This window comes from Saccharopolyspora sp. 6V, from assembly GCF_020176785.1.
In the GTDB taxonomy this organism is placed as follows: domain Bacteria; phylum Actinomycetota; class Actinomycetes; order Mycobacteriales; family Pseudonocardiaceae; genus Saccharopolyspora_C; species Saccharopolyspora_C gregorii.
Window position 1 is genome coordinate 1 of record NZ_JAIUKB010000191.1, and the last position, 14,196, is coordinate 14,196.

A 14,196-nucleotide genomic window follows, 5' to 3' on the forward strand; every position below is an offset into this window, starting at 1 on the left:
TAGCCCTGCTTGCCCGCGCCCCCCCCATGCACCCGGCCGGGGGTAACCCCCCCGCATGGGGGGCGCCCCCCGGGGGGTACCCTGGGGGGGGGGGCCCCGGGCACCCCGGGCCCCCCACCGATCGACACCGGCTACACGACCAGGCTCAGCAACACCGCCATCGCGAACCCGGTGACGGACAGGATCGTTTCCAGCACCGTCCAGGTCTTGAGCGTGTCCTTCGTCGAGATCCCGAAGTACCGGGAGATGATCCAGAACCCCGCGTCGTTGACGTGCGAGGCGATGATCGAACCGGCGGCGATGGCCACGGCGATCAGCGCCAGCTGCGGCTGCGAGTACCCGAGCCCGGCCACCAGCGGCGCCACGATCCCGCCGGTGGTCACGATCGCCACGGTCGCCGAGCCCTGCGCGATCCGCAGCCCGGAGCTGATCACGTACGCCGAGGCGATCAGCGGCAGCCCGGACGCCTCCAGGGTGCCGGCGAGCGCTTCGCCGACACCGGTCTCGGCGAGCACCTTGCCGAAGAACCCGCCCGCGCCGACGACCAGCAGGATCATGCCCAGCGGCCGCAGCGCGGTCGAGGTCAGCGTCGCCAGGTCCGGCCCGGTCAGCCCGCGCTTGGTGCCCAGCAGCCAGAACGCGATCAGCACCGCGATGGTCAGCGCCACCACCGGGTTGCCCAGGAACGTCAGCACGTCCAGCGCCGCCCCGGGCGGCAGCGTGATGCTGGCGAACGTCCCGCCGAGGATCAGCAGCATCGGCAACCCGATGACGAGCGCGACCACGCCGAGCTTCGGCTCGTCGCCGGGAGCGGAGCCGAGTTCCGCGGGCGGCGCGGTGTCCGGCACGTCCACGTGCAGCCGCTTGCCGATCCAGGCGGGGAACAGCACACCGGAGACGACGAACGCGGGGATCCCGCACGCCAGCCCCATCAGGATGACCCAGCCGAGGTCTACGCCGAGCAGCCCGGCGGCCACCACCGGCCCGGGGTGCGGCGGCAGGAACGCGTGCGTCATGGACAGGCCGGCGACCAGCGGCAGGCAGTACAGCAGGATCGACCGCCCGCCTTGGCGCGCCGCGCTGTAGACGAGCGGCGCGAGCACGAAGATGCCGATGTCGAAGAACACCGGGATGCCGAACAGCAGCCCGGACAACCCCATCGCCAGCGGCGCCCGGTTCTCCCCGAACGCGGCCAGCAGCCTGCGGGTGAGCAGCTGCGCGCCACCGGAGGCCTCCAGCACGGCACCGAGGACGGCGCCGAGCCCGACGATGGCGGTGATGTGCCCGAGGATGCTGCCGAAACCGCTCTCCAGCAGGGATTCGCTGCTCTTCTGCGCGGAACCGACGAGGTCGGTGACGGGCACTCCGGCGACGAGCGCCAGCAGCAGCCCGGTGATGATCAGGGCGATGAACGGTTCCACCCGGAACCGGATGATCATCAGCAGCAGGGCGGCGATCCCCGCCGCGCACAACGTGAGCAGACCCGCGGTGTCGTGCTGCAACCAGTGCACTAAACCATCCACAGTGGACTCCCTTGTGGTGTCAAGGTGTGCGGCGCACCGCACGGCCGGGCAGCGCGCCGGTGCGCCGCCCGGAGTCGAGGACCGGCACCCCGTTGACCAGCACCCGGTGCACGCCCGTCGCGGTGCTGCGCGGCCGGTCGAAGGTGGCGGTGTCGGCGATGGTGTCCGGGTCGAACAGCACCAGGTCGGCGATCGCGCCTTCCCGGACGCGGCCGCGGTCCGGCAGCCGGAGCCGGTCGGCGGGACGCGAGGTGAGGTGCCGGACGCACTCCTCCAGGCTCAGCACGCCCAGTTCCCGCACGTAGTGCCCCAGGTAGCGCGGGAACGTCCCCCACGCGCGCGGGTGCGGCCGGTCGCCGACGAGCAGCCCGTCGCTGCCGCCGGTGTGCGCGGGGTGGCGCATGATCGCGCGGACGTTCTCCTCGTGCCCCACGTGCATCAGGCAGGAGGTGCCGAGCCGCTCCGAGAGCAGCACCTCGAAGAACACCTCGGCGGGCGTCGTGCCGGTCCGCCGCGCCGATTCGGCGATGCTGAGCCCGACCAGGTGCCCGTTGCGCTCGGCGTCGCGCACCCCGTTGATCTCGATGGCGGACCAGTCGATCGGCACCCCGTGGCAGCCGTCGGAGCCGCTGACCTCCATGTCGTGCCGGATCCGCACCCGCAGCTCGGGGTCGCGCAGCCGCTCCAGCGTGGCCTCCACCCCGCCTTCGGCGACCCAGCTCGGCAGCAGCGCGTGCAGCGAGGTCGCGCCCGGCAGGTACGGGTAGCTGTCCAGCGTGATGTCCGCGCCCGCGTGCAGCGCCGAATCCACCAGCCCCAGCAGGTCCCCGGCCCGCCCCCGGTTGACCTCGAAGTTCATCGTCGCGTGCGCCAGGTGCAGCGGGCAGCCGGACGCCCGGCTCACCTCGATCATCTCCGCGTAGGCGGTGAGCGCGCCCGCCCCGTAGCTGCGGTGGTGCGGGCTGTGGAACCCGCCGTGCGCGGCGACCACCCGGCACAGCTCGGTGAGCTCGGCCTCCGAGGCGTACATGCCCGGCGTGTAGGTCAGCCCGGAGGACATCCCCACCGCGCCCTCGTCCAGCGACTCCGCCAGCACCCGCCGCATCCGGTCCAGCTCGGCCCCGGTGGCGGGCCGGTCGTCGTGGCCGACGCACAGTATCCGCAGCGTCCCGTGCGGCACCAGGTAGGCGGCGTTGACGGCGATCCCGGCGTCGAGCCGGTCCAGGTACTCGCCCACGCCGCGCCAGTTCCAGTCGAACCCGGGCGGATCATCGTTCCACCCGGCGATCTGGGCGCGCACCGCGGCCAGCGTCGCGTCGTCGACCGGCGCGTAGGACAACCCGTCCTGGCCGAGCACTTCCAGCGTGACCCCTTGCGAGACCTTCGCCAGGTGGTCCGGTTCGGCGAGGATCTGCAGGTCGGAGTGCGAGTGCATGTCGATGAAGCCCGGCGCGAGCACCAGCCCGTCCGCGTCGACGACCTCCCGCCCGCCGAGCGTCCCGGGAGCGGTGATCTCGGTGATCCGCTCGCCCGCCACCGCCACGTCGGCGCGGTAGCGGGGCGCCCCGCTGCCGTCGACGACCGTCGCGCCCTCGAAGACCCCGTCCATCCCGACCTCCGCAGGTTCAGAAGAAGGTGTGCACCAGATCGACCACGCTGTCCCCGTCCACGACCGGGATCAACCGCCACTTGTCGAAGACCGTGCACGGGTGCGACAACCCGAACCCCACCCAGTCGCCGATCCGCGGCCCGTCCTCGGGGACGCGCAGGAACGCGTGCTGGTCGGCGAGCGAGGTGACCGCGCACCCGGTCAGCTCCCGCACGACCCCGTCCGCGCCGCGCACCACCTGCGGTTCGGGCAGGTCCTGGTCGAACGACACGTCCCGGCGGCCCAGCGTGGCCAGCGCCAGCCCGGGCTCGGGCCGGGAGGTGACCTGCGCCCAGACCCGCATCGCGGGCCGGAACGGCGACTCGTCCCCGGCGAGCCGGTGCGCCCGGCCGAAGGGGGAGTTGCGGCGGTACAGCCCGTCGTCGTGCGTCAGGTAGGCGCCGCTGCGCAGGACCGGCAGCACCCGGGCGCTGGTGGGCCACGGCGCCGCGAGGGATTCGGCGACCTGGTCGAAGTAGGCGCTGCCGCCGCCGGAGACGATGATCTCCGCGGTCTCGAACAGCCCGGCGCGCTCGACCTCGTCGACGAGCTCCCGCAGCCGGGCCAGGTAGTCGTCCACGGTGGCCAGGGCGTCGTCCCCGGTGCCGTGCGCGGCGGCGCCCTCGTAGCCGGCGACCCCGGCCAGCCGCAGCCGCGGGCTCGCCGCGACGGCCCGCGCCACCTCGACGCCCCGCTCGACCGACCGCACCCCGGTCCGGGCGCCTTCCCAGCCGAGCTCGACCAGCACGTCCAGCGGACGCTCACCGGTCCAGGAGGCCGCCATCAGCTCCACCCCGGCCACCGAATCGGCCCAGCAGCTGAACTCGAACTCCGGGTCCCGGTCCAGCTCGCCGCTCAGCCACCGCAGCCCGTCCGGGTCCAGCAGCTGGTTCGCCAGCAGCACCCGCCGCACCCCGAACGCCCGGTACACCCGCAGCTGCGCGACGTTCGCCGCGGTGATGCCCCAGGCGCCGTGCTGGAGCTGGCGCTGGAACAGCCGCGGCGCCATCGTCGTCTTCCCGTGCGGGGCGAGCAGCACCCCGTGCCGCTGGCACCACCGGGCCATCGTCGAGAGGTTGTGCTCCAGCGCGGGCTCGTCCAGCACCAGCACCGGGCCGGTGAACCCCGAGCCGGACAGCGTCGGCCGGGTCGCCAGGAACTCCGCCGCGGTGCTGCCGGACGCCCCGCTCGGCAGGCCCTTGTACCGCCAGTCGAGCACGTCCTGCCGCAGGGCGGACACGGCCTGGTCGTCGATGCCGGGAGTGGTCGGGGACAAAGCGCCTCCAGTGCGACGAGCGCGAAGTGATCGGGAGATGATAGGCCCACCGGAGGCGCGGTGGTCCAGACGAATTCCGCGCCGCCCGCCAGACCGCCCGAGCGCAGGAGGAACCATGCCCAGGCAGATCATCACCAGCGACGCCGCACCCACCCCGCCGCCGCACATCCCGCTGTCCCCGGGCGTGCGCAAGGGCGGCATCGTGCAGGTCTCCGGGCAGACCCCGGTCGACCCGGCCACCGGGGAGATCGTCGCCGGTGGCGTGCCGGAGCAGACCGAGCGCGCACTGCGCAACGTCATCGCCGTGCTGGAGGCCGCGGGCGCCGGCCTGGAGGACGTGATCATGCTGCGCGTCTACCTGACCGACGTCTCCCAGTTCGCCGAGATGAACGAGACCTACGCCCGCGTCGTCGGCGAGCCCTACCCGGCCCGCACCACGGTCTACGTCGGCCTGCCCGCGGGACTGCTCGTCGAGATCGACGCCCTCGCCGTCCTCGGGGACTGACCGGGCGGGTTGCTCCGTTCCGGGGACCAGCCGCGCTGAAGGCCGCGCGGGCCTCCCGGAAGCCGGTCGCGGCCGGACGACCGCTCACCGCACCCGGCCTTGACAACCGGGTGCGGTGCTCGGAGGGTGTCGATCAGTCACCCGGTCCGTCCGGCCCTGGCCGGCGCGGTTGGTCAAGGAGGGCGTGCATGACCACGTTCGGCGACCTGGACGGCCGGCTCGCGCAGGGCTGGGGCGGGCGGAAACCCAACGGCTGCCGGGTGATCGTGGTGCTGGCCCGCCGCGGTGGCACCACCGCCGCCGGATTGCTCACCACGCTCACGGTCCCCACCGAGCGGCTCGCGCCGATCCTGGTCTCGGTCGGCGACGCGCCGCACGCCTGCGTGGCCGTGCAACCGCCGACGCTGCTCGTCGGGCACGAGGTGGCCGCCTCCGGCCGGACCGCGGCGCTGATCCTCGGCGCCTGCCAGGTCGGCACCGCGCAGGGCGTGCTCGACTCGGTGGCCGAAGGCCTGCTGGAACCCGACCAGGAGACGATGGTGTTCGTCTCGCTGTGGCTGGACCACGACGCCGACGACGAGACCGCGGTCCGCTACTCCGCGCGGGAGGCCGTCGGCGAGGCGGTCCGGGACGCGGTCACCGGGCACACCAAGGAGCAGGTGCGCGGCCTGGTCGACGACCGGGACCGGCTCACCCACCCCTACTACGGGGGGAGCTGACCGGGGTCAGTGCACCGGGCCGGTGTACTTCTCGCCGGGCCCCTGGCCGGGCGCGTCGGGCACGGCGCTGGCCTCGCGGAACGCGCGCTGCAGGCTCTGCAGGCCGTCCCGGATCGGCGCGGCGTGCAGGCCCAGGTACTCGACGGAGGCGGTGACCAGGCCGGCCAGCGCGGTGATCAGCCGCCGCGCCTCGTCCAGGTCGCGGCTCGGCGCGGTGTCCGGGTCCTCGTCGCCCAGGCCGAGCTTCTCGGCGGCGGAGGACATCAGCATCACCGCGGCACGGCTGATGACCTCGACGCTGGGAACATCCACGAGCTCGCGGACGTTGGTGCCGAAGTCCGCCTCGGCGGGCGAGCTCGATCCCGAGCCCTGCTCCGGAGTGCTTTCGGGGGGCGGGGTCGGCTGCGCTTCGTTCACGACTGGTACCCTGACATGAGCGACCAGCCCCCGCGCAGTCGGGGGCGGCAAAGTGGAGCCCCGCTCCCACCCGTGCAGCCGACTCTCAGGCCGCCGGGTCCGGTCCCACCGGCGGTACGCCGGTGGTGCGAGCGGTATTGCGGTACCGGTTCGATCGGTAGGAGTAGGGTCTCGCGGTTCCGGTGCATCCGGAATTCCCGCGGGACTACTGCACGTCCAGGGGCGAGCTTCACGCGCCGAGGCTGCAGAACGACCGAAGCATCGAACCGAGGAGGCCCCATCAGCACGGAGACGCGCATCAACGACCGCATCCGCGTGCCCGAAGTCCGCTTGGTCGGACCGAACGGCGAACAGGTCGGCATCGTCCGCATCGAGGACGCGCTCCGCCTGGCGCAGGAAGCGGATCTGGACCTTGTCGAGGTCGCCCCGCAGGCGCGCCCGCCGGTCTGCAAGCTCATGGACTACGGCAAGTTCAAGTACGAGAGTGCGCAGAAGGCTCGCGAATCGCGCCGCAACCAGCAGCAGACCGTCATCAAGGAGCAGAAGCTCCGGCCGAAGATCGACCCGCACGACTACGAGACGAAGAAGGGTCACGTCACCCGCTTCCTCGGTCAGGGTCACAAGGTCAAGGTGACGATCATGTTCCGCGGTCGTGAGCAGTCGCGTCCCGAGCTGGGCTTTCGTCTGTTGCAGCGGCTGGCCGACGACGTCGCCGAACTGGGGTTCATCGAGGCCAACCCGAAGCAGGACGGCCGGAACATGATCATGGTCCTGGCGCCGCACAAGACGAACAAGACCAAGCCGAAGGCGACCGCGTAAGGCCACCGGACGCATCGGGTGCCGCCCCGGCCGATCGAGCCGGGGCCCCGCCGATGCCTGGTCGGTTGCCGGCGCCGGTCGGGTGCAAGGGCCGATCAGGTCCGCCGTGGAGTCCGCTCCGCGGCGGACCCCGTATGAGAAGGATTGAGAGATGCCGAAGAACAAGACCCACAGCGGGACCGCGAAGCGCTTCCGGGTCACCGGCAGTGGCAAGCTCCGCCGCGAGCAGGCGGGCCGTCGCCACATCCTGGAGAAGAAGTCCAGCCGGGTGACCCGTCGCCTGGAGGGCACCGAGGCCGTCGCCAAGAACGACGTCAAGCGCATCAACAAGCTCCTGGGCCGCTGAGCCCGGCGCCGCGCAATGCGGCGCTCAGGCTCTCCAGCGCTCCCAGCCCCCCAGGGCGGTCCGCCGCCCCCGATGAGATCGACAGGACGGACCCGTGGCACGCGTCAAGCGGGCAGTGAACGCCCAGAAGAAGCGCCGCAGCATTCTCGAGCAGGCCAGCGGTTACCGCGGCCAGCGCTCCCGGCTGTACCGCAAGGCCAAGGAGCAGACGCTCCACTCGAACGTCTACGCCTACCGCGACCGGCGCGCCCGCAAGGGTGAGTTCCGGAAGCTGTGGATCACCCGCATCAACGCGGCGACCCGGCAGAACGGCCTCTCCTACAACCGCTTCGTGCAGGGCCTGAAGGCCGCCGACGTCGAGGTGGACCGGAAGATCATGGCGGACCTCGCGGTCCGCGACCCGCAGGCCTTCGCCGCGCTGGTGGACGTCGCCAAGAAGCACCTGCCGGAAGGTGCGGCCTGATCACCGAGGGCACGCACGAGCAGCAACGGCCCGGGACACCTCCGCTGACGGAGCGATCGTCCCGGGTCGTTGTCGCGCGCAAGCTCACCCGCCGCGCCGGCCGGGACCGGGCGGACGCCTTCCTCGCGGAGGGCGCGCAGGCGGTCGGCGAGGCGCTCGCCGCGCACGCCGCGGGACGGGCCGAGGTGCGCGCGCTGTTCGCCACCGAGGAACAGGCGGCGAAACTGCCCGAGGTCGACGTTCCGCTGCACGTGGTGACCGACCGGGCCGCGGCTTCGCTGTCGGAGACCGTCACCCCGCAAGGGCTGGTCGCGCAGTGCGCGCTGCCCACCACGACACCTGCCGAGGCGTTGGCCGAGCGGCCGCCGCTGGTGGCGGTGCTGCTGGGCATCTCCGACCCGGGCAACGCCGGGACGGTGGTGCGGGTCGCCGACGCCGCGGGCGCGGGGGCGGTGCTGTTCGCGGGCGACACCGTGGACCCGTACAACGGCAAGGCGGTGCGCGCGTCGACGGGCAGCGTGTTCCACCTGCCGGTGGCGCGGGACCGGGACGCGTCGGCGGTGCTCGCGGCCTGCCGCGCCGCGGGCCTGCGCCTGGTCGGCGCCGACGGGTACGCCGAGGGCGACCTGGACACGGCGTCGGTGGCCGGGGAACTGGCGGCTCCGACGGCGTGGGTGTTCGGCAGCGAGGCCCACGGCTTGCCGCCGGAGGTCCTCGCCGAACTGGACGCGACGCTGCGGGTGCCGATCTACGGCGGTGCGGAGAGCCTGAACCTGGCCACCGCCGCCGCGGTCTGCCTGTACGCCTCCGCGCGGGCCCAGCGGCACCGCGGGTAGTCGACCCTCGCGCAGGTGAACACGCCCAGGAACGCGGCTGCGCGAAAAGCGCTCGACCGGGTCGCTTAGACTCGAACGGCTGCGGCACGCATCCGCAGGTCACCCAGCAGGTGCAGGCCCATCGGGAGCCCGGTGGGCGGGCCGGACGAAATGGTCATGCCGGGCGGGTCACGCCGTGCTTGTCACGCCTGACAAGTGTCGCCTGACGAATGACGGGAGTCATGCAGTAACGATGTCTGGAGCCAACGACTCGTACGACCCCAAGGAGGTCGCCGCGCTCGCGCCGGAGACGCTCGACCGCGCCGTCGTCGAAGCCCGCAAGGGGTTCGAGGAGGCCGCGGACCTCGACGAGCTCGCCGCCGCGAAGCCCGCGCACCTGGGGGAGCGTTCGCCGCTGCTGACGGCCCGCCGGGAGATCGGCGCGCTGCCGCCGAAGGCCCGGTCCGAAGCGGGCAAGCGCGTCAACGAGGCCCGGCAGGCGATTCAGAGTGCGTTCGACGAGCGCCGCGCCGTGCTGCAGGCCGAGCGCGACGAGAAGGTGCTGCGCGAGGAATCCGTGGACGTCACCCTGCCCTCGGGCCGGGTCCCCGCGGGCGCCCGGCACCCGATCACCCAGCTCACCGAGCACGTCAGCGACGTGTTCGTCGCGATGGGCTGGGAGGTCGCCGACGGCCCCGAGCTCGAAGCCGAGTGGTTCAACTTCGACGCGTTGAACTTCGGCAAGGACCACCCGGCGCGCACCATGCAGGACACGTTCCACGTGGGCCCGGAGGACTCGGGGCTGGTGCTGCGCACGCACACCTCGCCGGTGCAGATCCGGTCGATGCTGAGCCGCGAGCTGCCGGTGTACCTGGTGTGCCCGGGCCGCACGTTCCGCACCGACGAGCTCGACGCCACCCACACCCCGGTGTTCCACCAGGTCGAGGGCCTGGCGGTGGACGAGGGCCTGACGATGGCGCACCTGAAGGGCACGCTGGACGCGTTCGCCCGCGCCATGTTCGGCCCGGAGTCGGTGACGCGGCTGCGCCCGAGCTTCTTCCCGTTCACCGAGCCCTCCGCGGAGCTGGACGTGTGGTTCCCGCAGAAGAAGGGCGGCGCGGGCTGGGTCGAGTGGGGCGGCTGCGGCATGGTCGACCCGAACGTGCTGCGCGCCTGCGGCATCGACCCGACCAAGCACACCGGGTTCGCGTTCGGCATGGGCCTGGAGCGCACCCTGCAGTTCCGCAACGGCATTCCCGACATGCGCGACATGACCGAGGGCGATGTGCGGTTCACCGAACCGTTCGGCATCGACTCCTGATCACCGTCCCGCTGCGAGAGAGAAGGACCTGAGCAAGTGCGGATTCCGGTTTCCTGGCTGGCCGAGCACCTGGAGCTGCCCGCGGACACCACCGCCGACACGCTGGCGGAGGCCTTCGTCCGGATCGGGCTGGAGGTCGAGGAGGTCGCCCACCTGTCGCAGGTGAGCGGCCCGCTGGTGGTCGGCCGCGTGGCCGAGATCGAAGAGCTCACCGGCTTCAAGAAGCCCATCCGGTTCTGCCGGGTGGAGGTCGGCGACGACGAGGACGGCGAGCGGCTCACCCAGGGCATCGTGTGCGGCGCGACGAACTTCACCGAGGGCAATCTCGTGGTCGTGGCCATGCCCGGCACGATCCTGCCCGGCGGGTTCGAGATCGCGTCCCGCAAGACCTACGGGCGCGTCAGCGACGGCATGATCTGCTCGGCCAAGGAGCTGGGCATCGGAGAGGACCACGACGGCATCCTGGTGCTGCCTGCGGGTGTCGCCGACCCGGGCGCGGACGCCACCGAGCTGGTGGGCCTGGACGACGCGGTGATCGAGCTGTCGATCACGCCGGACCGCGGCTACTGCTTCTCGGTGCGCGGTCTGGCCCGCGAGCTGTCCAACGCGCTGGAGGTCCCGTTCGGCGACCCGGCCTCGATGCCGGTGCCGGAGGACGAGCGGGAGTCCCGCGCGGTCCGCATCGAGGACGAGCAGGCATGCTCCCGGTTCGTGTTCCGCCGGGTGACCGGCGTGGACCCGACGGCGCCGACGCCGTGGTGGATGCGGCGCAGGCTGGCGCTGGCCGGGATCCGCTCGATCTCGCTGTCGGTGGACGTCACGAACTACGTGATGCTGGAGCTGGGCCAGCCGCTGCACGCGTGGGACGCCTCGAAGCTCACCGGTGACGTGGTGGTCCGCCGCGCCGCCGAGGGCGAGGAGCTGACCACGCTCGACGACGTGCGGCGCGAGCTGGACCCGGACGACATCGTGATCTGCGACGAGTCCGGTCCGGTGAGCCTCGCCGGCGTGATGGGCGGGGCCAGCACCGAGATCGGCCCGGAGACCCACGACGTGCTGCTGGAAGCGGCGAACTGGGACCCGGCGAGCATCGCCCGCACCATCCGCAGGCACAAGCTGCCCAGCGAGGCGGGCAAGCGCTTCGAGCGCACCGTGGACCCGGCGGTCGCCCCGGTGGCCGCCGAGCTGGCCGCGCAGCTGCTGGTGCGCTACGGCGAGGGCCGCATCGCGCAGGGCCGCACCGACGTGGGCGCGCCGCTGGCGCCGCCCGCGGTGACGATGCCGCTGGCGCTGCCGGACAAGATCGCGGGCGTGCTCTACGAACGCGGTGTCACCGCGCGCCGGTTGTCGCAGATCGGCTGCCGCATCGAGGTCGGCACCTCCGACGAGGGCGTCGGCCTGGTCACCGCGCACCCGCCGACGTGGCGCCCCGATCTGAAGCAGCCCGCCGACCTGGTGGAGGAGGTGCTGCGGCTGGAGGGTTACCACACGATCCCGTCGGTGCTGCCCGCCGCGCCTCCCGGCCGGGGGCTCACGCCCGAGCAGCGCCGCCGCCGCGCGGTGTCCCGGGCGCTGGCCGCCGACGGCCACGTCGAGGTGCTGCCGTTCCCGTTCACCAGCGACGAGGAGCTCGGCAAGCTCGGCATCGCCGAGGACGACCCGCGCCGCCGCGCGCTGTCGCTGCTGAACGCGCTCGAGTCCGAGCGCTCCGAACTGGCGACGACGTTGCTGCCGGGGCTGTTGGATTCGTTGCAGCGCAACGTGTCCCGCGGTCGCCGCGACCTGGCGCTGTTCCACATCGGACAGGTCGTGCTGCCCGCCGAGCAGCCCCCGGCGCTGCCGGAGGTCGGGGTGGCGCAGCGCCCCGCGGACGAGGAGATCGCCGCGCTGGACGCCGCACTGCCCGCGCAGCCCGTGCACGCCGCGGTCGTGCTGGCCGGCAAGCGGGAGCGCCAGGGTTGGTGGGGCCCGGGTCGCGAGGCCGGCTGGGCCGACGCCGTCGAGGCCGCGCGCACGGTGGCGCGCGCCGCCGGGGTGGAGCTGACGGTGACCGCGGGCGACCTCGCGCCGTGGCACCCGGGCCGTTGCGCGGCGCTCAAGGTCGGCGAGACCGTGGTGGGCCATGCCGGTGAGCTGCACCCCAAGGTCGTCGAAGAGCTGGGCCTGCCGAAGCGGGCCTGCGCGATGGAGATCGACCTGGACGCGCTGCCGCTGCCGGATTCGCGTCCGGCGCCGTCGATCTCGGCCTACCCGCCGGTGCTGCTGGACGTGGCGCTGGTCGTGGACCGGGAGGTGCCCGCGGCGGAACTGGTCGAGGTGGTGCGCTCCGGTGGCGGTGAGCTGCTGGAGGACGTGCGGCTGTTCGACGTGTACTCCGGTGAGCAGCTGGCCGAGGGCAAGAAGTCCCTCGCGCTGGCGCTGCGGTTCCGCGCCGCGGACCGCACGCTCAAGCAGGAGGAGGCCACCGAGGCCCGCGACGTGGCCGTGCGGGCCGCCGAATCCCGCTTCGGAGCGGCGCTGCGCGCCTGATCCGAGAGCAACGCGACGAGGGCGCCCCTTCCAGCCGGGAGGGGTGCCCTTTTCCGTCTCCGGACCGCTCTTCTTCGTCTCCGGACCGCTGCGCGCCGAGCTTCTTCCGCGCGTCCGATTCCGCTGAAAGCACGCCCGTTCCGCGCCGTGCGGAGTAGTGGTTCCGGCGGATTCCGCTTGTCCACCCCTGTGCTCGCGAACGTTTCCGGACCTGGCAGAGTCGATCGTGGCAGTGATCGTCGCGGAGGTGTGGAGGAGTCGTGTCATGAGCGCTCAGGATCGACTGGTCGCCGGGCGGTACCGGGTGGAGTCGAGGCTGGGCAGTGGCGCGATGGGCGTGGTGTGGAAGGCCTCCGACGAGCGCCTCAACCGCATGGTCGCGGTCAAGGAACTGCACCTGCGCCAATCGTCGAACGACCAGGACGTGCAGACGGCGAAGCGCCGCGCGATCCGCGAAGGCCGGATCACCGCGCGGCTGATGCACCGGCACGCGATCGCGGTCTACGACGTGGTGGAAGAGGACGGGCGACCGTGCCTCATCATGGAGTACCTGGATTCGCGGAGCCTCGAAGCGGTGCTCGCGGAACGCGGCACGCTGCCCGTCCCGGAGGTCGCGAAGCTCGGTTCCGACGTCGCCGCCGCGCTGGTCGCCGCGCACGACGCGAAGATCGTGCACCGCGACGTGAAGCCGGGCAACATCCTCGTCGCCGACGACATCACCAAGATCACCGACTTCGGCATCTCCCGCGCGCTCGGCGACGCGAGCACCACCGGCGTGCTGGCGGGCACCCCCGCGTACCTGGCGCCGGAAGTGGCGCAGGGCGGCAAGGCCGACTTCCACACCGACGTGTACTCGCTGGGCTCCACGCTGTACGCGGCGCTGGAAGGCCGGCCACCGTTCGGCCTCGGCGACAACTCCATCGTGCTGCTGCACCGGGTCGCCTCCGGCGAGTTCGACCCACCGGAGAACGCGGGCGAACTGGGGCCGGTGCTGCTGCGGATGCTGGCCGCCGACCCGGCGCAGCGGCCCACCATGCAGCAGGCGCAGCGCGCGCTCGCCGCGGTCGCCGCGGGTGACGAACTCCCGGCCGAGTTCACCGCGGTCCCGATCCCCACTCCGACCCGCCCGCTGCGCGAGGAGAAGCCCGCGCCCGCGCCGGCCCCGGTCGCGGAACCGGCGCAAGAGCCCCGGAACCGCGGGCGCTACGGGCTGATCCTGGTGGGTGCGCTGCTCGTCGTCGGCGCCGGAGTGGCGGCCGCGCTGCTGACCGGAAACCTCAGCGGCGACCGCACCGCGGCGCCGCCCGCGACCTCCGAAGAGGTGCAGCCGCGCCCCGAGCCCTCGTCCGGCCAGGAACCGGCGCCGTCGAGCACCGCGGACGAGCCGACCTCCGCCGAGCAGCCCGCACCGCCGGAGCCACCGCAGCAGCCGGAGACCCCCGACCAGGTCGTCTCCGAGTACTACGCGGCCATGCCCGGGAACCTCGACGCGGCCTGGCAGCAGCTCACCCCCGACTACCAGACGAACCACGCGGGCGGCTACGACGCGTTCCGCGAGTTCTGGCAGCCCATCACCGGAGTGCAGGCCTCCGGGGTGACTACCGAGGGCACCAACACGGCGCAGGCCACGATCACCTACCAGTTCAACGACGGGCGCACCGTCGAGGAGCGGACCCGCTACACGCTGGTGCGGGACGGCGCCTCCTGGAAGATCGCCGCGACGACGGTGCTGAGCAGCCGGACCCGCTGACCCGCTTCAGGTGAATGGCCCATCCGTCCGTTCTCGTTGGGCGGGTGGGCCATTCACCTGAAGCG

Annotated in this window: 13 protein-coding genes; 9 read left to right on the top strand and 4 right to left on the bottom strand. The window is 72.7% G+C overall.

Annotated elements, in window-relative coordinates; genetic code table 11:
- Nucleotides 1-131: 131 nt before the first annotated feature.
- From LCD35_RS28460 to LCD35_RS28470, 3 genes are read right to left on the bottom strand one after another with little or no spacing between them, the layout of a single operon-like run.
- The gene (locus tag LCD35_RS28460) at nucleotides 132-1,523 is read right to left on the bottom strand and encodes a GntP family permease (protein WP_224960139.1); all 1,392 of its coding nucleotides are present in this window, start codon (nucleotides 1,521-1,523) and stop codon (nucleotides 132-134) included.
- A gap of 19 nt (nucleotides 1,524-1,542) precedes the next feature.
- Nucleotides 1,543-3,132 (bottom strand): amidohydrolase family protein, encoded by a 1,590-nt coding sequence (locus LCD35_RS28465; protein ID WP_225045227.1) that lies wholly within the window; start codon nucleotides 3,130-3,132, stop codon nucleotides 1,543-1,545.
- A gap of 16 nt (nucleotides 3,133-3,148) precedes the next feature.
- On the bottom strand, nucleotides 3,149-4,447 hold the full coding sequence (locus LCD35_RS28470) for an amino acid deaminase (RefSeq protein WP_224960141.1): 1,299 nt from the start codon (nucleotides 4,445-4,447) through the stop codon (nucleotides 3,149-3,151).
- A gap of 115 nt (nucleotides 4,448-4,562) precedes the next feature.
- On the opposite strand from LCD35_RS28470, the gene LCD35_RS28475 reads away from it, so the two are divergent.
- Both LCD35_RS28475 and LCD35_RS28480 read left to right on the top strand, forming a co-directional pair.
- Nucleotides 4,563-4,952 (top strand): RidA family protein, encoded by a 390-nt coding sequence (locus LCD35_RS28475; RefSeq protein WP_224960142.1) that lies wholly within the window; start codon nucleotides 4,563-4,565, stop codon nucleotides 4,950-4,952.
- A 188-nt stretch (nucleotides 4,953-5,140) separates the two neighbouring features.
- Complete coding sequence (locus LCD35_RS28480; RefSeq protein ID WP_224960143.1) at nucleotides 5,141-5,671, top strand: formaldehyde-activating enzyme; 531 nt, start codon at nucleotides 5,141-5,143, stop codon at nucleotides 5,669-5,671.
- A 6-nt stretch (nucleotides 5,672-5,677) separates the two neighbouring features.
- On the opposite strand, the gene LCD35_RS28485 is transcribed toward LCD35_RS28480, so the two are convergent.
- Nucleotides 5,678-6,088 carry a DUF1844 domain-containing protein gene (locus tag LCD35_RS28485; protein WP_374108149.1) on the bottom strand — a complete coding sequence of 137 codons (411 nt, stop codon included), beginning with the start codon at nucleotides 6,086-6,088 and terminating at the stop codon, nucleotides 5,678-5,680.
- Nucleotides 6,089-6,397: 309 nt separating this feature from the next.
- Between LCD35_RS28485 and infC the strand changes: the two genes are divergently transcribed.
- The 7 genes from infC to LCD35_RS28520 all read left to right on the top strand — a co-directional run bounded on the left by infC (nucleotide 6,398) and on the right by LCD35_RS28520 (nucleotide 14,131).
- On the top strand, nucleotides 6,398-6,907 hold the full coding sequence (gene infC / locus LCD35_RS28490; protein WP_374108151.1) for a translation initiation factor IF-3: 510 nt from the start codon (nucleotides 6,398-6,400) through the stop codon (nucleotides 6,905-6,907).
- A 151-nt stretch (nucleotides 6,908-7,058) separates the two neighbouring features.
- The gene (gene rpmI / locus LCD35_RS28495; protein WP_224960145.1) at nucleotides 7,059-7,253 is read left to right on the top strand and encodes a 50S ribosomal protein L35; all 195 of its coding nucleotides are present in this window, start codon (nucleotides 7,059-7,061) and stop codon (nucleotides 7,251-7,253) included.
- 94 nt (nucleotides 7,254-7,347) lie between these two features.
- Complete coding sequence (gene rplT / locus LCD35_RS28500; RefSeq protein ID WP_224960147.1) at nucleotides 7,348-7,716, top strand: 50S ribosomal protein L20; 369 nt, start codon at nucleotides 7,348-7,350, stop codon at nucleotides 7,714-7,716.
- Nucleotides 7,716-8,552, top strand: coding sequence for an RNA methyltransferase (locus LCD35_RS28505; protein ID WP_224960159.1), 837 nt, complete (start codon nucleotides 7,716-7,718; stop codon nucleotides 8,550-8,552). The genes rplT and LCD35_RS28505 overlap by 1 nt, the downstream gene beginning before the upstream one ends.
- A 232-nt stretch (nucleotides 8,553-8,784) precedes the next feature.
- Nucleotides 8,785-9,852, top strand: a complete 1,068-nt coding sequence (gene pheS / locus LCD35_RS28510; protein WP_225045228.1) for a phenylalanine--tRNA ligase subunit alpha — start codon at nucleotides 8,785-8,787, stop codon at nucleotides 9,850-9,852.
- Nucleotides 9,853-9,888: 36 nt separating this feature from the next.
- Entirely contained in the window at nucleotides 9,889-12,381 is a 2,493-nt protein-coding gene (gene pheT / locus LCD35_RS28515; protein ID WP_224960151.1) for a phenylalanine--tRNA ligase subunit beta, read from the top strand.
- A 265-nt stretch (nucleotides 12,382-12,646) separates the two neighbouring features.
- On the top strand, nucleotides 12,647-14,131 hold the full coding sequence (locus tag LCD35_RS28520) for a serine/threonine-protein kinase (protein ID WP_224960153.1): 1,485 nt from the start codon (nucleotides 12,647-12,649) through the stop codon (nucleotides 14,129-14,131).
- Nucleotides 14,132-14,196 lie beyond the last annotated feature (65 nt).

What these genes read in the sequence shown, in the direction of transcription:
- rpmI (WP_224960145.1), top strand. Translation starts at nt 7,059, where the DNA reads ATGCCGAAGAACAAGACCCACAGCGGGACCGCGAAGCGCTTCCGGGTC.
- LCD35_RS28465 (WP_225045227.1), bottom strand. Translation starts at nt 3,132, where the DNA reads ATGGACGGGGTCTTCGAGGGCGCGACGGTCGTCGACGGCAGCGGGGCG.
- LCD35_RS28475 (WP_224960142.1), top strand. Translation starts at nt 4,563, where the DNA reads ATGCCCAGGCAGATCATCACCAGCGACGCCGCACCCACCCCGCCGCCG.
- LCD35_RS28480 (WP_224960143.1), top strand. Translation starts at nt 5,141, where the DNA reads ATGACCACGTTCGGCGACCTGGACGGCCGGCTCGCGCAGGGCTGGGGC.
- pheS (WP_225045228.1), top strand. Translation starts at nt 8,785, where the DNA reads ATGTCTGGAGCCAACGACTCGTACGACCCCAAGGAGGTCGCCGCGCTC.
- LCD35_RS28520 (WP_224960153.1), top strand. Translation starts at nt 12,647, where the DNA reads ATGAGCGCTCAGGATCGACTGGTCGCCGGGCGGTACCGGGTGGAGTCG.